Consider the following 17,128-nt stretch of genomic DNA (forward strand, 5'->3'; position numbering starts at 1 on the left):
ATATTCGTGGGCGTTACGGTGCTGATTGCCGCCACGTCCTGCACCGCCGGTGGGAGCGCCGCAGACAGCTATTGTGCCCTCCTTCCCGACGCGGTCGGCTTGTACGTGGACAATCCGGTAACCCAGATGGGCTACCAGATCGGGAAGGTAAAGAAGGTCACGCCCGGTGCGACCAACGTCCAGGTCGATTTCTCGGTGTCGGACACGCGGCCCCTGCCGAATGATGTCAAGGCGGTCATCCGATCGACGTCGGTGCTGGCAGACCGGGCGCTGGAACTTGTCGGTAACTACGAGTTCGGGCCCAAGCTTGAACCTGGGCAGTGCATTCCACTCGACAGGTCGGTTACGCCCAAGAGTATTTCGCAGGTGGTCGAGTCTGCCAACAATTTCGTCCAGGGGATCAACCCGGAGGAGTCGACGAATATCGGTGACGCGCTGCGAGAGATCGACCAGGCGACGCAGAACACCGGGCCCGCGGTCAACCAGATCCTGACAACCGCTGCGCGGTTACTGGACAACCCAGACCAGTCGATCAGCGACCTGAGATCGATCGTGGGCAACGTAGCGCAACTCTCCACGACGCTAGTGCAGATACGCGATCCATTGAAGCTGGCGCTCAACGATGCGGTTATCACCAGCCCGTACGTGCGTGACATCACCGAGGGCGGGGAGAAGTTTTTGGGTCCCCTCAGGTATCTACTTCCCGCCGTTGTCGACATCGCTACCCACACCTATGACGAAACCCAGTTGACGCTGGACGCGGTGTCCGACCCGCTGCGGATAAACACTCCGCATATGGCGGGGTGGGTGAGCGCGCTGGGCGGTGTATTGCAGCCGTTGCCGTGGTGGATCAACACCGCTGCCAATCACATCAACAGTCGCGGCTTCAGCATGAGTTACCGGCCGCCGCTGTATCGCATCAGAACTCCCGACGGCGCGGTGATGTGCAACGTCATGAACGTGGCTGCTCCCGGCAGCTGTGCGAACGTCTCCGGGCAGCCATATGCCGCCGATATCGACCTGTTGCAGTACGTCTTCATGAGTGCGCGCCGATGATGCGCACCATCCGTCCGATTGCCCGAGTGGTGTCCATTGTCGCCCTCGGTCTGTTCAGCGTCACCGTGACGGCATCGTGCGCGTCGATCCGGGTGGATGCTCTACCGCAACCGGGGAACAGCTACCGCGACGGGTATGCCGTCGTTATCGAGTTCGCCAATGTGCTGAACCTGCCTGACCGGGCGAAAGTGGTGATGGATGGCACTACGGTCGGCGTCGTCGAGAAGATTGTCATGGGTGAATCGGCCGTGGAAGTCATCGCGCGTATCGATCCGAGTGTGCAGATCCCATCTGATATTCACGCGGTGCTCCAACAGGCAACGATCTTAGGGGATATCTTCGTCGCACTCGACCGCGACCAAGAATCTGCTGGCCAGAGTTATGCGCTCAAACCGAATGCGCGGATCCCCATCGCTCAAACCACGTCGCCGCCACAGCTCGAAGATACCATTGCTAATTTGTCAAACTTTATAGCTAGTGGTTCGATCCAGCGGATTCAGAACACAATTATCGGTATTAACCGGGTGACTCCGGTACACGCCCAGGAGGTACGAGAGATAGCGCAGCTATTATCGGCCGATCTCGTCGATTTGTCGAACAACATCGACACGGTCGATGAATGGCTGAACGGCGTCGACGGAATAATGAAGCTGATGGATGATCACATTCCGATGTTCCAGTACTGGTTCTCAGAAGAAGGTATGCGGTCGATCGATATCAGCACCCGCATGGGTACATACCTCGGAACGATAATACCGTCTGTCGGAAGCATCTTCCTCGGCGGTTACTGGGCCGTCCCCTTCCTGGAGTCGATGGGCAAGGCAATGGGCGCAATCCAGAAGTCCAAATGGGCCATCGAAGGGGAGTGGTTGCGCCCGTGGCGGAAACTTTTCACGGATTTGTATCTTCCGGCGGATAAGAATCCTGTCATGAATATCGTTTCCGTGCAGACGGGCGACGGGCAGGAAATAACGGAGAACGTTGAAGATGTGCTGCGCATGGTCGGGGCAATACCATGATATTCCGCAATCTGCTGTCGTTTGCCGTGTTTCTTCTCATGGTGGTGTCGGCCGTCTACTACATTGGCGCGGTCGGCGTGCGGATCGGCGCGCCGAATGACCGCGTTAACGTGTCGATGACGGTGGCGGATGTCAATGGTTTGGTGGTCGACTCCAACGTGCTGCTGCGTGGGGTGCCGGTTGGCAAGGTCTCGGGGATTCGCTCCGCGGCCGACGGCGCCACCATCGACTTCTACATCGACAAAAGATTCCCGGTCCCGCGCGACAGTGAGGTCCGCCTGGAGAACCTGTCCGCGCTCGGCGAGTCCTATATTGGGCTGATACCGCGCACCACATCCGGTCCGATGCTGCGGGACGGTCAACGCGTCGGAACGGAAGAAATCAGAGCGCCCGCATCAGTCTCTCAGCTTGCCGCCAGCGTCGGACGCGTACTGGCCCAGATGGATCCGGGTCGGTTGAGCAGATTGGTGGACGAAGTTGACCGGGCACTGCCGGATCAGCAGGCGGTGTTACCCAATTTGGCGCGGGCGAGCACATTGTTGCGAAACGCTGTCGCGTCTATGAACGGTGACGGCTCCACGATGTTGGCGAATTTCCAGGCGCTACTCGAAAATGCGGGCTGGGTCGGTCCAGCGATCGCCGAGATCAGCGATCCGCTACGGGACTCGGGTAATCACCTGGGGGCCCTGCTCGATGTCTCGATCTCCGCGTTCACCGCCACCGGACCGCCGTTTGGCTTCAAGTATCTCGGTGAGTATCTGGACCTTTTCCAACATTTCCTGGATACCCGCGCGCCTGACCTCAAAATCGTGGCGCAGACCCTGGCCCCCAACGTCGAGGGCATCGCTGCATCGCTGATGAACTTTGATACCGGACAGATCTTGTCCAACATGCTCGACGCGATTCCCGACGACGGTGTGGTGACACTGCACCTCACCGTCCCGAACCCCTGATACGGGCACGGATTCCGTGCCCACCGCCACGATTAGGAGCAATGGTGAAGACCAAGATGCATGACGCCACCCTCGAAGACGACACGGACGTCAGTCAGACCGAGGCCATGAAGCCAGATGACGCCTCCTCGGCGTCGGCGGTTGAGGGTTCCGCCGGGCACCAGGATGGCGGCGTCGCGGGGGAAAGTGATGACGTGGCGGCGCCGACATCGGATGGCGCCGTGGCTGACGACGCTGGTACCGATGCGGGCTTAAAGTCGGCAAGCGGCCCTCGGCGGGTCTCGGTGAACCTGAAGACGCTGGTAGCGGCCGGCCTGGTGGGCGCGCTGGTAGCGGCGACCGCCACTATGGCCTGGCTGTATCTGCGGGAACGCGGCCAGCTGCAAGCAGAACAACGCCAGGCGGCGGGCAATCAGCGCGCGGAGCAGATAGCACTCGACTATGCGGTGGGTGCGGCCAAGGTCAACTACCAAGACCTGAATGCTTGGAAGGACAACCTGACCCATGGGACATCGGCACATTTGTCCGAGAAGCTCAACAAGGCCGCTACCCAGATGCGACAGCTGTTCATTCCCTTGGAGTGGGATTCGGACGCGACTCCGCTGGCCGCCAAAGTTCGCTCACACACCGACGGGGTCTACGTTGTTGACACGTTCGTCAGCGTGTCGACGAAGACGACTCAGATGCCGGAAAGCGTTCCCTCCACAGCGACGTACAGCATCACGATCGACAGTCACGACAATTGGCAAATCAGCGATGTGGGCGGCATTGGCGCACTCGCTGGACCAAAGTAGCGCGGTGCGCGGGAAATTGACGATGAGGCGTAGGTGTGTGTCGGCGGCGGGTGTGACCCTCGCGGTGGTGGCGACGGCGACGTCTCCGGCGGCACGTGCTGCCGACGCCGTGAGATATGAGATCACCTCCCAGCGCGTTTCGATGCTCAACAACATCGAATACATGGATGCGGGCGGCCGTCGGTTGATCGAGAACGTGGCACTTCCGTGGCGGCTCGATGTGGCACTGGATGATGCCGACGGAGCGACCGGACAGGCCGCTCAGCTGCGAGCGGACTGGCGGCCGACCGCCGGCCCCGCGCAGTGGGTCGTCGTTGCCATCTATAACAACGGGACGCTGGTATGCCGGTCGATTCTCGACGTGGGCAACGCCACCTGCTACGGCAATACGCCGCATGTCGCTGATTGATCGCTGGGGGCATGTTGTGGCGAATCCGGGTTCACTAAAGAGCGGGGATGGACACAATGGGCAGACAGATATGCTCGCGGGGGCCGAGGTGAGGGCAGAATGCTGACCGTAGGCCGATAGCTCGGTGCATGCGACAAGGGAGAGACGTGGCTAAGCGCACAACGGTGAAGGGCTCATCTACCGACGAGAACTTCGCCTCCGGTAAGCCGAAGCAGATTGCCGAGGCAGTGCGTGGGCTGATCATTACCGCCGGACTAGATGAGGGTGACTTGGTGGGCACCGAGGCCGACCTGGTCGAACGATTCCAAGTGTCCCGCCCATCATTGCGGGAAGCCTTGCGCATCTTGGAGGCCGAAGGCTTGATCTCGATCGTGCGTGGCGCTCTTGGCGGGGTGGTCGTGCATAGGCCCGACCAACGTATGACGGCTCGTGCCGCCGCCATGGTGCTGCAATCACGCAGCGTGTCACTTGCCGATGTGTTTGACGCAAGTGCGGTGATCGAGCCGGCGGCTGCCCGGATGGTCGCAACCTCACGCGGGCGCCAACGTGCGGCAGACCAATTGCGGGAGGTGGTTGTTGAACAGAAGCGTATGGTCAACGATCCATTGGCCTCCACCAACGCCATGATCCGGTTCCACGGTGACATCGTGCGTCTGGCCGGAAACCAGACACTAATCCTGGTGACTGAGATGCTCAACGAAGTGATTGCGCGGGCGATTGCCGATGTGCTGACCCGGGCCCGCGACGAGACCGTCGTGGCGCGGCGGCGCACTATCCGAGCGCACGAGCAACTGGTGGCACTCATTGCGGCGGGGGAGGGCGACCGCGCACAGGCGCACTGGAGTGGCCACATGGCGCGATTGCGTAGTGCATTACTGGGCGAGCAGGCGGCCACTGTCGTCGACCCTAAGCATTATCGGTGAGAACGGGCTTCCAATCGGGCCGGCAGCATTGAGGCTCGACCGTGAAAGGCATCGACTTAATTAACGGCACCTGACGTGCTCGGGCACGCTCTGAAGATGCATGAGGGTGGCAAGTACGTTGCCGTCGAATATTGTTACGGCCGTATGTTCGGTGGCCGAGGTGGACTACATCGATCGGCCGGGTGCTGCCCGGGATGCGGGCGCTGCGCAGCCTGATCCTCGACGAGGCGCAGCCGGCGACGTCAGCTTCGGCCACTGCGCGCAATTCTGCATGGGCGCCCATCTGGCGCGCCTGGAAGTGCGGGTCGCGCTCAATCATATCCTCGACGCCGCCGAGCGGATCGAGCTGGCCGGACCCGTCACCTGGACCACCACCCTGTCACTGTCGGGACCTACCTCTGTGCCGATACGGGTCGTGAAGTGATGCGCGTCGTGTCTGGAATTCCGCTCCGTCTCGACTTGACCAGCCGTGCGCCGAGTTCGGTAGCCGGCACGCGATGTCCTTTGGCGCAGCGTATTTCGACTGCCGCCTCGGCGCCGCAGTCCACGTGGGTCAGGCGTAGCGGGGTGCTGTTCGCCAGGTGCCGTTGGCCCCACTGGAACATCGCCCAGACCACCGGCATGAAGTCGATCCCGGCCGGGGTGAGCACGTACTCGTCGCGCCGACGCTGGCCGGGATCCCGATACGGGCGACGGGCCAGTAGCCCGAGATCGACTAGTCTGGCCAATCCGGTGGCGGTCGCGGCCTTGGTGATGCCCACCCGGCGGGCGAAGTCGTCGAATCGGCTGGTGCCGTAGTAGGCCTCACGCATGATTAGGATCGCCGATTTGGTGCCGAGAACCGCCATGGTCTTCTCGATCGGGCACTCACCGACGGCCGACCAGGTGTCCCGGTCGGTCAGGGCGCCCTGCAGAACTGTCACTGAATCCACCTCCGATCTGCGTTCCGTCAGTAGGAGCGCTTGAATCCTGGCCTTTTCGGCATCCTGTCCCACTGCGAGTGGTCAGGCCCGCGCCCAGCTGTGTCGCGGATTGCACTCCTATATCTGGGTTGAGCTTACTATATCCTGATGGTATACCTGAGTATAGGGAGATATATCTAGATCGGACTCGAGGAGGAGTCGCCATGGCATATCAGGACCGGGACGCGGTCATAGTCGGTGCGGTGCGTACCCCGATCGGCAAGGGCAAACCCGGCGGCGCGTTGCACGGAGTGCTGCCGGCCGACCTGCTAGCGCATTCGCTGCGGGAGCTGGTCGAGCACACCGGTGTCGATCCAGCTCAGGTCGACGACGTGATCGCAGGCGCTGTCGGCCAGGTCGGCGATCAGGCGTTCAACATCGCGCGAAACGCGCTGCTAGGAGCCGGGTTTCCGGAATCGGTTCCGGGTACCACGATCGATCGACAGTGCGGCAGCAGCCAGCAGGCCATCAGCTTCGCCGCCCAGGGCGTGCTAGCGGGCGCCTACGACCTCGTGATCGCCGCCGGGGTCGAATCGATGAGCCGCGTTCCCATGGGGTCCGCAATCCTGCCGGGCAGCAACCCCCAGGGCGAACAGATGACCCAGCGTTATAGCGAGGGCTTGGTGCCCCAGGGCATCAGCGCCGAACTTATCGCCGCCCGATGGGACTTCTCACGCACGCAACTCGACGAGTTCTCCGCGGCCAGCCACGAGAACGCTGCACGGGCCAGCAAGGACGGCCTCTTCGACAACGAGTTGGTCCCACTTGGCGGACTCACTATCGATGAAGCGATCCGGCCCGGTGCCACCGTGGAAACACTCGCCGTGCTGAAGCCGGCGTTCTACGACGAGGCGATGAATGCTCGTTTTCCCCAGATCGATTGGAAGATCACGGCCGGCAACTCCTCGCCGCTCTCCGACGGCAGCGCTGCGGTGCTGATCACCAGCGGCGAGGCCGCCAGCAAGCTGGGCCTGCGCCCACTGGCCCGCATCCACACCACCACGGTGGTGGGCTCTGATCCGCTGTACATGCTGACCGGGGTCATCCCGGCCACCGAAAAGGTATTGCGGCGAGCGGGACTCACTCTCGCCGACATCGACCTGTTCGAGGTCAACGAGGCGTTCGCGTCGGTCGTTTTGGCGTGGGCCAAAGCAACCGGAGCGGATTTGGCCAAGACCAACGTCAACGGTGGCGCGATCGCGATCGGCCACCCGCTGGGTGCCAGCGGTGCGCGCATCATGACCACTTTGGTCAATGCATTGGAGCAACGCGGCGGCCGCTACGGACTGCAGACCATGTGCGAGGGCGGCGGCATGGCCAACGCCACCATCATCGAGCGATTGTGATCATCACCGAGCAAAGGGAGCCAACAATGTTTTCCCGCACCACCTCCAAGATCTTCGTCGTCGGCGGCACCGGCGCGCAGGGCATGCCCATCATCCGCGCGCTGGTCGCCGACAAGAGATACTCCGTTCGGTTCCTCAGCCGCGACCCGGGGTCGCGACGAGCCAAAGAACTCCTCGCACTCGAGAACGTCTCCGTCCTGGAAGGCTCATTCGCCGACGAAGACATCCTACGAGAGGGATTCCGTGGCTGCGATGGAGCATTCATCAACATCGACGGGTTCAACACCGGTGAGAAAACCGAGACTTACTGGGCGATCCGCAGCTACGAGATAGCCATCGAAGAAGGAATCAAATTCTTCGTGTATGGAAACCTCGACTATGGCCTCAAGAAAGCGGGCTATGACTCAAGGTTCCGCACCGGCCACTACGACGGCAAGGGTCGCATGGGTGAGTGGATCCTGTTCCAGAATCAGGATAATCGCGATCGGATGGGAGCGGCGATCTTCACCACCGGTCCCTACATCGAGATGACCCTTTCGCCTGGCACGCCGATGGCGCCAACTCTGGAGGACGGCGTCTTAACCTGGCGCGTTCCCCTGGGCAACGGAGCTGTGCCCCATGTGTCCCTTGAAGATTGCGGGTATTACGTTCGTTGGCTTTTCGACCACCCCGAGCGCGCCAACGGCATGGATCTCGAAGTCGCTGTTGAAGATGTCGACTACGCGGAACTTGCTGCGGCCTTCGAGAAGGTCACCGGCCATCCGGCACAGTACGTCGACACCGATCTGGACACGTACTGGACTAATGGTCCGCTTAGCCAGATTGCAAATACGCCTGCTGGGTACAACGCGGATCCCAATGACAAAAGCACCATGACCGTCCGCGATAACTTCACCGGTTTTTGGAATCTGTGGAGGCACAGAATCGTCAAACGAGACTATGCCTTGCTCGACGAGATCCACCCGAACCGGATCAAAAGCGCTGAGCAATGGTTCACGAGACAAGACCAGTCTGCAAAAGAGCAGGGATACAGCGGCCTTTGGGACAAGGTTCAGCCAGAAAACTGGACCCCGGTTCTCAAGGTCGGCGAGGACAAGAGGACAGGAAAGCTATAGGTCAGACCCGATCCGGTCTGAGCGGGGCCTGCACCCGCCGTCGACTGGCGGCCAGCACCGTCCCCCGAAAGCATCGGCTGATCAACGGCAGCGACGACGCCCAGTAAACCGGTCACCGTGCGCCATGAGGACAACTCGGGTTAGTACCGCCCTTTCGTGAACGGAGTACTTCAACCATGCGTTATAAACGATTCGGCGAGCACACCGGCCTGCGTGTCTCTGAGTTGGTGTTGGGTACCGGGAACTTCGGAACGCGCTGGGGCTATGGCGCTTTACCCGATGACGCTCGCCGCATCTTCGAGGCGTATGCCGATGCTGGTGGGAACTTCATCGACACCGCCAACAGCTATCAACTCGGTGAATCCGAGGAGATCGTCGGAGAGCTGCTCAAAAACCGCCGTGACGATTTCGTGCTGGCGACGAAGTTCTCGGACATGACCGATGCGCAGTCGGGCATCCTCGTCACCGGCAACAGCCGCAAAGCCATGGTCTCCTCAGTCGAGGCGAGCCTCAAACGCCTCAACACCGATCGCATCGATGTGTACTGGCTGCACATGGGAGACGACGTCACTCCCACCGACGAAATCGTGCGTGGCTTCGAAGATCTCGTCCGCACCGGCAAAATCCTTTATGCCGGGTTGTCGAATTTCCCGGCCTGGCGGGTGTCCCGGGCGGTAACACTAGCCGACGTGCATAACATCGCACCCGTCGCAGGTGTCCAAGTGGAATACAGCCTCGTCGAGCGCACCACCGAGATCGAAATGATTCCCGCTGCCACCGCCCTAGGACTCGGCGTGCTTGCCTGGTCCCCCCTGGGAGGGGGCATGCTCACCGGCAAGTACCGGGCCGGCGAGAGAGGCCGTGCCGAAGGCTTGGACGGCAGAGTATTCCAAGCGGAAAATTCCGCCCAGCGCACCGCGATCCTCGACGCAGTGATCGCCGTCGCCCACGAGATTGGTGTCACCGCCGGCGAGGTCGCCATCGCCTGGGTCGCAGCCAAAGGAGCAACACCGATCATTGGCCCGCGTACCGTCGAGCAACTGCACGCTAACCTTGCAGCAGCGAACGTCCGGCTCACCGCCGACCAGATCCAGCGCCTCGACAAGGTGAGCGCCGTCGCCTCGATCTACCCCTACACCGTCACCAGTGAGCCAGAGACCGCGCAAGCACTGACGGGAGGCAAGCATCTTGAATTCGATCGGCCCACCCATCCAGTAGCCTGACCGACCCATTCATCGCCACGAACGTCACCGCCGTACTGGAGCAACCGATCGGGCGGCGCCTGACGGTTGCCGTCGCCAGCCGCCGAGAATGTGACGAAGTCGCCACCACTATCCGGCCGGAGGCGGTGTTGGTGGCGTGGTCGGCGGCGCTGCCGCCGACGTGGTCGAGGCGGGTATCGCGGAACCGCTCGGCGACGTGGACGGTGCCCGCCCGGCTGGCCGAGCGCAACCCGCGATGAGGACGAGCAGGGCTGCCAGGGGCCAGAGACGCGTCCGGTGAGCCTAATGGGGTTTAGCCAACGTTGAGATCAGAGACCGGCGGACCCCACAGAATAGGTGACGGATGGCCAACTAGTTGTGAGAAGTGGCCAGGTGGTGGCGCCGCCCGACCGTCAACGGAATTCTTGGAGCATGGCCAAGCGCATCCTGAACGTCGTCACCAACGTCTCGCACTACGAGGATCCGTCCGAGCCGACCGGGCTGTGGCTCTCCGAGCTGACGCACGCCTATCACGTCTTCGCCGACGCCGGTTATGAACAGACGATCGTCAGCCCGAACGGCGGCCCGTCACCGCTGGAGCCGCGTTCGTTGAAGTTTCCGAACTACGACAAGAGCGCGAAGGCGTGGAAGGCCGACGACGCGAAGATGGCGCTGCTGGCCGCCACCGCCGCACCCGAGGAGATCGACGCGGCGGACTTCGACGCGATCTACTTCACCGGCGGCCACGCGGTGATGTTCGATTTTCCCGACAGTGAGGGCCTGCAACGCATCACGCGGGATATCTTCGAACGCGGTGGCATCGTGTCCTCGGTTTGCCACGGCTACTGCGGCCTGCTCAACACCCAGCTGTCGGACGGGTCGCTGTTGATCGCCGGGCGCAAGCTCACCGGTTTCGCCTGGTCGGAAGAGGTTTTGGCACGGGTCGACAAGGTGGTGCCCTACAACGCCGAGGCGGAAGCGAAGAAGCGCGGCGCCCGCTACGAAAAGGGCCTGATCCCGTTTGCCTCCCACGTCGTCGTCGACGGCCGTCTGGTGACGGGCCAGAATCCGGGCTCGGCCAAGGCGACGGCCAAGAAGGTCGTCTCGGTGCTGGAAGGCTGACCCGCCCGCGCCGACCGGCGTGGCAAATTGGGGTCCGCGATTCGGGGCTCACCTTGGGACCACCCGGCTGGACCGGGTAGGACTACAACTGTGATGAATGCGCAGGAGTTGGCGCGGGAGCTTGGCCACCCCGACGCCCAGACGCTGCTCTCCGGCTCGATGGCACGGCTCGCCCACAACGGACACGATGGCTTTCCGCGGGTTATCCCCGTCGGGTTCTACTGGACCGGCGAACGCATCGTCGTCTCCACCGCCCCGACCTCCCCGAAAGCCCGCGCGCTTGCGTCCCGCCCGCAAGTCGCGGTGACCATCGACACGGGTTCCACTCCAGAGGAAGCGAAGTGCCTGTTGGTGCGTGGCCTTGCCACGCTGGACACCGTCGATGGCGTCACCGACGAGTACCTCGCGGCAGCGAGGAACTCGATGGACGACGCCGAATTTGCCGAATTCGAGCGCAACGTGCAATCGACGTACCGGCTGATGGTGCGCATTTCGATCGAGCCGCAGTGGGCGCGGTTTTACGACTTCGGCGCTGGCCGGTTACCCGGTTTCCTCGCGGACCTCCTCAACGAGGGTTAGCCAGACGCGGCCCGGGATATCGCCATACTGGGTGGTATGCCAGGGATCACTGTCGTCCTCGGGGACATCACACAGCAACACGTGGATGCCATCGTCAACGCCGCCAACAACGCCATGCGCGGCGGTGGCGGCGTCGACGGCGCCATCCACCGCGGTGGGGGCCCGGCGATCCTGCGGGACTGCATCGAGAAGTTCCCGGACGGGCTGGCCACCGGCGACGCCGGCTGGACGACGGCCGGCGACCTGCCGGCCCGCTGGGTGATTCACACGGTCGGGCCGAACTACCGGGCCGGACAGCGGGACCGCGCGCTGTTGGAGTCCTGCTACCGCCGTGCGTTGGCGGTTGCCGACGAACTCGGCGCTGCCAGCATCGCCTTCCCGCTGATCAGCAGTGGCGTCTACGGGTGGCCGCTCGGTGACGCCATCGACGCGGCCATCGACACCCTCGCCGCCGCCACCACGGGTGTCGACGACATCAGGCTGGTGGCGTTTGACGCCACGGTGCACGACGCGATCCGGGCGCGGCTGCCGGGCTGACCACAGCGAATCGACCCCCGAGCCAACCGAACTGCCTGCCGCCGCCCGTATGCTGGGGCGACGTCCCAACGCCGAGGAACCACACCTGCCGATGAACTTCACCGAGGACACCTCGATGGTCGCGGTGACCGCGCGGACCGAATACCTGACCGGGCGCCACCACGTGGCGTCGAAGACCGCGGCTGCGCTGCTGAACGCGGGCCTGATCGCGCTGGTCGCGCTCAACGTCGCCGGGGTGTCCGGATTCGTCGTCGCCGCGACCGTGGCGGCGTTGGTGACGGTGTCGCTGGGTGTGGTGGCCTATGGGCGGCTGGGGGATCGGGGCGCGGTGCTGGTGACCGTCGACGCCGACACCGTCTACTTCGGCACCGAGGACCACGAGATCGTCAGCTACCCGCTGTCGTCGCTGACCGCGGCACGCCGGGGCGGTCCGGCGGAGGCGACCGCGATGACGGGCCGGCACCTGACCGTGCGGGGCCAGAAATACCTGAAACTGACCTTCGCCACCGACACCGGCAGCGACGAATGGTGGGTGGCCATCGTCGAATCGGATCCCGCCGCGGCGGAGGTGCTGGACCGGCTGCAGGCCACGCTGCCCGAACCGGAGGCCGCCGCCGGCCCCAAACCCGCCGCCGCGTCCACCGGGTCCGGGGGGCCGCGGATCGCCGACGCCGGCACCGAGGAAGCGGCAAAACGGTTGTGGGAGGAGGCGGTTCGCCGCCACGACAGCGTCCTGGGCGCCTACGGTGTCTACGAACTCGACCCGGCGATGCTGTTGCGCTACCCGGCGATCACCGATGTGACCGTCGAACAGACCCAGACCTTCCAGGTGGCGCTCGAGGATGCGCAAGCCCTGCGCACCGAGGCCTACCCGGCCAACCGGGGCCTAGCCGACGCCTACCAGCAGGCCGTCGTCACGCTGCGGCGCGCCTGGATCGGGTGCGAATCGCATGGGAAGAAGGTCGGCACGACCTACCTCGACCAAGCCGACCAGGACGAACTCGATACCGCGCTCAAGCTCTACAACCATGCCGCGGCCAGCACCACACCGGCCGAGCAGGCCACCTATTACGGCCGGGTCCGCGAGATCGTCGCCAGGCTGGTCGACCGTGGCGCGATTCACCCGCCCAAAGGTCAACTCGCACAACTAGAAGGGGTCACTCGCCGCGCCATCGAATCGGCGCGGTAGCCAGCCCGATCAGGTGCCCTGGGCGAGGAATTCGCCGGTCGGGGAGTAGGTGCCGGCCGCGGCGTCCACCCCGGCGAGCGCAATGCGGATCGCCAACCCGAACCGATCCGTCGGCTGATTCGACATCTCGATGTCGACGGCGCGGCTTTCGTAGGGCTCCAGGGAACCGCGTTGCATCGCCTGGGCGCGCACCGAGTCGAACGTCGCCGGGGTCACATCGTCGAAGGCGAAACCCTCGGATGCCGCGCCCGAGCGGTCGGTGAGCTCGGGAAGATGCCCCGGCGCGATGACGATGCTGCCGGACCGGTCATCGCTCTCGAACTCGATCAGCACCCCGCCGCTGCTCTGGATCTCGCTGGCGTGCAGATTCGGGGTGTTCTGGGTGATTCCGCGGATCTGCAGGGTGGTCAACACCCGGTCCGACGGGGCGATCCCCGCCGACTGCAAGGCTTCTCGCGTCCGCCGAAAGGACACCGCGAAGTCGGACGGGTCGAACAGCTCGGCGACGGTCCCGTCGGGGCGCGCGTCGATGGTCTTGCTGAACGGGAACATGTTCGGGCCGTTGAAGGTGCCGGTGAGGATGAGCGGTTGCTCGGGCCCGGAGCGTTTGACCTCGAACGTTTCCAGGTGGTCTTCCTTGCCGGCGGACCGGAATTGCTGACCCATCTTGTCGGCGATCGCGGTCAGGCTGGTCGACGCGAGGTCGGCGGCAGCGAAGGTGCTGGTCTTGCGCAGCGTGTTCGGCACCGGAGTGGTGTACACGTCGCCGCTGCTGCTGATGTAGACGCTTGTCGCGTTACCGTTGGCCGGGTTGAAGACCGTGGCGTAATCGGAGCCGGAGTCGGTGAAACGCAGATCGAGCAGGTTCTCGGGGGCGGCCGGCCCGAGCTTGGCGCTGACCGCGCGGATCATGGCGTCCCGGCGGGCGTCGAGGTCGACGCTCTTCTTTGTGGTGGCGTTGTCGGCGGAGCGGTGCACCGCCGGTGCCGACGGCAGGGTGATCGAGACGTGCCAGGCGTCACCGACACCGAACAGCACCGCCAGCGTCGCCACGACGGTGATTCCCGGATAGATCACCGCCCATTTGCCGGGCTGAGCGGCGAAGTCGGGGGTGCGGTTCGCCTCGCGCGGGGGCAGCCGATGCGGCGGCAGCGCGGTGACCGGGCTGTCGGTGAGCGACCGAAAATCACTGCGCGACATCGACGCAATCCAGCGTGCCCGATAGGCGGTGTCGTTATGCGGGCTGATCGTCGCGGTCACCAGCGTGGGCTGCAGGTCAGCGTTGGCCAAGCTGCTGCGGGTCAGCGCATCGACGCGGGTCGGCGTCGACTGGACACCGCTGGCGGATTCAAACACCGGGAGTTCGGACAGGCGCGACGGTCGCGGGCCGACCAGCAGCCCGGCGATGACCAGCGGAACCGCGACGACCAGCGCCACCCACCACGCGTTGTACGCGCCGAGCCCGATGCCGGCGGCGATGAGCACCCCGGCGACACCGGCGCGGCCCGCATGCACCGCAACTTTGCTCATCTACTAACTCTCTCATCGACGCGCCGCCGGGCATCAGCCGACCACGCGGCCGGGCACACCCCACCCTCGGTCGGCCCCGCATGGAAGACTGCCGCTCGTGGCTTACGACATTCACATCAAAACCGTTGACGGCGGCGTCGCCTACCCCAACGCGTTCGCCTACGGCATCAAGGACGGAATGATCCTGTGGGTCGAGGCCGGCGACGACGCCGAACACGCCGACACGATCCACTTCGCCCCGGGCTACTGGCAGCAGTATGTCGTCGACCCGCACGGTGACGACCCGCTGGACCTCGGCCTGGACGCCGCAGACGACGACGAGGACGAGTACGAGGACTACGAAGACGACGAGCCCGACGAGGACTACGAAGGCGACGAGCCCGACGAATAGGCCCGATCAGGCGTCGATCACCACGCGCCCGCCGTTGGCACGGGAGACACAGACCAGCATTTCGTCGTCGCCCTCCGCGGCGCGACCCCGGCGATCGACCTGCCCACACAGCACCTTGACCTTGCAGGTGCCGCAGAAGCCCTGCTGGCAGGAGTACGGCGTCGTCTGGTCGCGGTCGCGCATCACGTCCAGCGCCGACCGGTTGGCCGGCACCGACAGCACCCGCTGCGAGCGGGCCAGCTCCAGCTCGAACGGCGCGCCGTCAACCACCGGCGGCGGGCCGAACCGTTCGTAGTGCAGCGGCGCGTCGGCGTGTTCGTCGCGCGCGGTGCGCACCGCCTCCAGCATGGCGCTGGGCCCGCACACGTACACCGCGGTCGCCGGCCCGGCGTCGGCCAGCAGGTCCCCGGCGGTGGGGACGCGGCCGCGCTCGTCGTCGGCCCACACGGTCACCCGATCCGGCGCGACCGCCACCACCTCGTCCAGCAGCGGCATGAAGTCGCGGCTGCGGCCGGCATACACGGCGCGCCAATTGATTCCGCGCTGCTGCGCGGTCCGCATCATCGGCAGGATGGGCGTCACGCCGATGCCGCCGAGCACAAACAGCACCTCCCGCTCGTCGGTGACCAGATAGAACGCGTTGCGGGGGCCCTCGAAGACCAGCGTGTCGCCCACCTCGAAGGTGTCATGCATCTCGATCGAGCCGCCGCCGCCGTCGGCGATCCGGCGTACCGCGATGCGGTAGTCGGTGCGCCGCCCGGGCGGGCCGCACAGCGAGTACTGCCGGCGCCGACCCGAGGCCAGCCGCACATCGATGTGCGCGCCGGGGGTCCAGGACGGCAGCAATCCCCCGTCCGGGTCGGCCAACGTCAACGCCACCACGTCCGGGGTGAGCAGTTCGCGTTTGGTGACCACCGCGGTGGTGGTGCGCTGCACTGGCACCACCCGCGTCGGTGTCCACCGCGACGCCGACGCGAACCCGCCGAACAGCACACCCGCGCCCCACAGCGCGGTGTACATCCGGTCCCGTTTGCGGCGGCCGTACAGGTCGGCCGGTCTGCTGCTCCACATCGTCTGCGACACAACACTCTCGCTATCTCTGTCGAATCGTCTCGACCCATTCGCCGGTGAGCCGAGCGATGGTCTCCGGACGCGAGCTCACCACCCAGTGGCCGCCCTCGATGGGAACCACCCGGCCGCCGGCCGGGATCGCGCCGGTGAACCGCTGTAAGGCGGGGGACACGAAGTAATCCTGGCGGGCGATGAGCACCTGCACCGGGACGCTGGTCTGCGGCAGCTGCGCCGGCGGCGCGAAGATCGGTGCGGGCATGTTGGCGCGGTACAGGTTGAGCCCGTTGAGGTAGTCGCGGACGGATCGGTAGTCCGCCGGGCGATGCCTGCGGGTACTGGAGCGGCCGAGATACCCCACCGCTTCAAAGACTTTCGCCGTCGCACCGGCCCGGATCGCCAGCTCCGGCACCCGCGGGCATAAGAAGAACCAGATGTAGCTGGAAGCCAGAATCTGTTTGGCGACGTCGAACACCGCGCGCGGGGTGCGCGCCGACCGCAGAAACTTGCCCGCGTAGTTCAGGTGCGGCCCGGAAATCGAGGTCAACGAGGCGATCTTGCCCATCACCGCGTCGTCGGTGACCGCCGCCCAGCACTGGATCGAGCCCCAGTCGTGGCCCACCAGGTGCACCTGGCCCACCCCCAGGCTGTCGATCACCGCACCGATATCGGCAACCAGGTGCGGAAACCGGTAACCCGACCGGTCGGCCGGCGCTGATGATTCACCGGCCCCCCGCACGTCGTAGGCCACCACGTTGTAGCGGCCGGCGAGCTGCTCGGCGAGCCCGTCCCACACGTGGTGGTTGTCCGGGTAGCCGTGCACCGCCAGCAGGGTCGGGCGGTCCGGGTCGAACTCGCCGTACCGGTGCACGGCCAGGGTGACGCCGTCCGGCGCGGTGACGGTGTTGGCGGTTGCCGCTGTGGTGACCATCG

The 17,128-nt window shown here is 64.6% G+C and carries 19 protein-coding genes; 15 read left to right on the top strand and 4 right to left on the bottom strand.

The genetic code is table 11. The annotated features are described in order from the left end of the window. Positions 1 to 6: 6 nt before the first annotated feature. The 7 genes from ACAG26_RS15155 (at position 7) to ACAG26_RS15185 (ending at position 5,578) form a co-directional block, all read left to right on the top strand. Positions 7 to 1,056 carry an MlaD family protein gene (locus ACAG26_RS15155; RefSeq protein ID WP_370483546.1) on the top strand — a complete coding sequence of 350 codons (1,050 nt, stop codon included), beginning with the start codon at positions 7 to 9 and terminating at the stop codon, positions 1,054 to 1,056. Beyond that, positions 1,053 to 2,075, top strand: a complete 1,023-nt coding sequence (locus tag ACAG26_RS15160) for an MlaD family protein (protein ID WP_370483548.1) — start codon at positions 1,053 to 1,055, stop codon at positions 2,073 to 2,075. The genes ACAG26_RS15155 and ACAG26_RS15160 overlap by 4 nt, the downstream gene beginning before the upstream one ends. Next, positions 2,072 to 3,028, top strand: coding sequence for an MlaD family protein (locus ACAG26_RS15165; RefSeq protein WP_370483551.1), 957 nt, complete (start codon positions 2,072 to 2,074; stop codon positions 3,026 to 3,028). Before ACAG26_RS15160 ends, ACAG26_RS15165 begins: the two co-directional genes overlap by 4 nt. A gap of 44 nt (positions 3,029 to 3,072) precedes the next feature. Then, positions 3,073 to 3,822, top strand: coding sequence for a hypothetical protein (locus tag ACAG26_RS15170; RefSeq protein ID WP_370483553.1), 750 nt, complete (start codon positions 3,073 to 3,075; stop codon positions 3,820 to 3,822). 52 nt (positions 3,823 to 3,874) lie between these two features. Beyond that, positions 3,875 to 4,231 carry a hypothetical protein gene (locus ACAG26_RS15175; RefSeq protein WP_370483555.1) on the top strand — a complete coding sequence of 119 codons (357 nt, stop codon included), beginning with the start codon at positions 3,875 to 3,877 and terminating at the stop codon, positions 4,229 to 4,231. 146 nt (positions 4,232 to 4,377) lie between these two features. Next, positions 4,378 to 5,154: a FadR/GntR family transcriptional regulator gene (locus ACAG26_RS15180; protein ID WP_370483557.1), complete on the top strand. Its 777-nt coding sequence runs from the start codon at positions 4,378 to 4,380 to the stop codon at positions 5,152 to 5,154. A 160-nt stretch (positions 5,155 to 5,314) separates the two neighbouring features. Then, positions 5,315 to 5,578 carry a hypothetical protein gene (locus ACAG26_RS15185; protein ID WP_370483558.1) on the top strand — a complete coding sequence of 88 codons (264 nt, stop codon included), beginning with the start codon at positions 5,315 to 5,317 and terminating at the stop codon, positions 5,576 to 5,578. Here ACAG26_RS15185 and ACAG26_RS15190 read toward each other — a convergent pair. Further along, positions 5,547 to 6,077 carry a winged helix-turn-helix transcriptional regulator gene (locus ACAG26_RS15190; RefSeq protein ID WP_370483560.1) on the bottom strand — a complete coding sequence of 177 codons (531 nt, stop codon included), beginning with the start codon at positions 6,075 to 6,077 and terminating at the stop codon, positions 5,547 to 5,549. The genes ACAG26_RS15185 and ACAG26_RS15190 overlap by 32 nt on opposite strands. A 203-nt stretch (positions 6,078 to 6,280) precedes the next feature. Between ACAG26_RS15190 and ACAG26_RS15195 the strand changes: the two genes are divergently transcribed. The 7 genes from ACAG26_RS15195 (at position 6,281) to ACAG26_RS15225 (ending at position 13,206) form a co-directional block, all read left to right on the top strand. Further along, positions 6,281 to 7,462, top strand: coding sequence for an acetyl-CoA C-acyltransferase (locus ACAG26_RS15195; protein ID WP_370483562.1), 1,182 nt, complete (start codon positions 6,281 to 6,283; stop codon positions 7,460 to 7,462). 26 nt (positions 7,463 to 7,488) lie between these two features. After that, a complete protein-coding gene (locus tag ACAG26_RS15200; protein WP_370483727.1) occupies positions 7,489 to 8,577 on the top strand; it encodes an NmrA family NAD(P)-binding protein in 1,089 nt (362 codons plus the stop codon). Between the two features lie 176 nt (positions 8,578 to 8,753). Next, entirely contained in the window at positions 8,754 to 9,800 is a 1,047-nt protein-coding gene (locus ACAG26_RS15205) for an aldo/keto reductase (RefSeq protein ID WP_370483564.1), read from the top strand. Between the two features lie 411 nt (positions 9,801 to 10,211). Next, positions 10,212 to 10,901 (top strand): type 1 glutamine amidotransferase domain-containing protein, encoded by a 690-nt coding sequence (locus tag ACAG26_RS15210; RefSeq protein WP_370483566.1) that lies wholly within the window; start codon positions 10,212 to 10,214, stop codon positions 10,899 to 10,901. Between the two features lie 93 nt (positions 10,902 to 10,994). Further along, positions 10,995 to 11,480: a pyridoxamine 5'-phosphate oxidase family protein gene (locus ACAG26_RS15215; protein ID WP_370483567.1), complete on the top strand. Its 486-nt coding sequence runs from the start codon at positions 10,995 to 10,997 to the stop codon at positions 11,478 to 11,480. A gap of 36 nt (positions 11,481 to 11,516) precedes the next feature. After that, positions 11,517 to 12,017 (top strand): O-acetyl-ADP-ribose deacetylase, encoded by a 501-nt coding sequence (locus ACAG26_RS15220; protein WP_370483569.1) that lies wholly within the window; start codon positions 11,517 to 11,519, stop codon positions 12,015 to 12,017. A gap of 115 nt (positions 12,018 to 12,132) precedes the next feature. Continuing rightward, a complete protein-coding gene (locus ACAG26_RS15225) occupies positions 12,133 to 13,206 on the top strand; it encodes a hypothetical protein (RefSeq protein ID WP_370483729.1) in 1,074 nt (357 codons plus the stop codon). Between the two features lie 9 nt (positions 13,207 to 13,215). Here the strand turns inward: ACAG26_RS15225 and ACAG26_RS15230 are convergent, their stop codons facing one another. Beyond that, complete coding sequence (locus ACAG26_RS15230) at positions 13,216 to 14,736, bottom strand: hypothetical protein (protein WP_370483571.1); 1,521 nt, start codon at positions 14,734 to 14,736, stop codon at positions 13,216 to 13,218. A gap of 97 nt (positions 14,737 to 14,833) precedes the next feature. On the opposite strand from ACAG26_RS15230, the gene ACAG26_RS15235 reads away from it, so the two are divergent. Continuing rightward, positions 14,834 to 15,127: a hypothetical protein gene (locus tag ACAG26_RS15235; protein WP_370483573.1), complete on the top strand. Its 294-nt coding sequence runs from the start codon at positions 14,834 to 14,836 to the stop codon at positions 15,125 to 15,127. A 6-nt stretch (positions 15,128 to 15,133) separates the two neighbouring features. Here the strand turns inward: ACAG26_RS15235 and ACAG26_RS15240 are convergent, their stop codons facing one another. Continuing rightward, positions 15,134 to 16,198 (bottom strand): 2Fe-2S iron-sulfur cluster-binding protein, encoded by a 1,065-nt coding sequence (locus tag ACAG26_RS15240; RefSeq protein ID WP_370483730.1) that lies wholly within the window; start codon positions 16,196 to 16,198, stop codon positions 15,134 to 15,136. 22 nt (positions 16,199 to 16,220) lie between these two features. Then, positions 16,221 to 17,126, bottom strand: a complete 906-nt coding sequence (locus ACAG26_RS15245; protein ID WP_370483575.1) for an alpha/beta fold hydrolase — start codon at positions 17,124 to 17,126, stop codon at positions 16,221 to 16,223. Positions 17,127 to 17,128: the final 2 nt, after the last annotated feature.

Origin of the sequence: Mycobacterium sp. pUA109 (genome assembly GCF_041287095.1) — a bacterium.
Lineage (GTDB): Bacteria > Actinomycetota > Actinomycetes > Mycobacteriales > Mycobacteriaceae > Mycobacterium.

Coding starts and splice junctions, on each gene's coding strand:
- ACAG26_RS15245 (WP_370483575.1), bottom strand. CDS start 17,126: ATGGTCACCACAGCGGCAACCGCCAACACCGTCACCGCGCCGGACGGC.
- ACAG26_RS15200 (WP_370483727.1), top strand. CDS start 7,489: ATGTTTTCCCGCACCACCTCCAAGATCTTCGTCGTCGGCGGCACCGGC.
- ACAG26_RS15220 (WP_370483569.1), top strand. CDS start 11,517: ATGCCAGGGATCACTGTCGTCCTCGGGGACATCACACAGCAACACGTG.
- ACAG26_RS15195 (WP_370483562.1), top strand. CDS start 6,281: ATGGCATATCAGGACCGGGACGCGGTCATAGTCGGTGCGGTGCGTACC.
- ACAG26_RS15225 (WP_370483729.1), top strand. CDS start 12,133: ATGGTCGCGGTGACCGCGCGGACCGAATACCTGACCGGGCGCCACCAC.
- ACAG26_RS15230 (WP_370483571.1), bottom strand. CDS start 14,736: ATGAGCAAAGTTGCGGTGCATGCGGGCCGCGCCGGTGTCGCCGGGGTG.
- ACAG26_RS15160 (WP_370483548.1), top strand. CDS start 1,053: ATGATGCGCACCATCCGTCCGATTGCCCGAGTGGTGTCCATTGTCGCC.
- ACAG26_RS15240 (WP_370483730.1), bottom strand. CDS start 16,198: ATGTGGAGCAGCAGACCGGCCGACCTGTACGGCCGCCGCAAACGGGAC.
- ACAG26_RS15165 (WP_370483551.1), top strand. CDS start 2,072: ATGATATTCCGCAATCTGCTGTCGTTTGCCGTGTTTCTTCTCATGGTG.
- ACAG26_RS15210 (WP_370483566.1), top strand. CDS start 10,212: ATGGCCAAGCGCATCCTGAACGTCGTCACCAACGTCTCGCACTACGAG.
- ACAG26_RS15215 (WP_370483567.1), top strand. CDS start 10,995: ATGAATGCGCAGGAGTTGGCGCGGGAGCTTGGCCACCCCGACGCCCAG.
- ACAG26_RS15205 (WP_370483564.1), top strand. CDS start 8,754: ATGCGTTATAAACGATTCGGCGAGCACACCGGCCTGCGTGTCTCTGAG.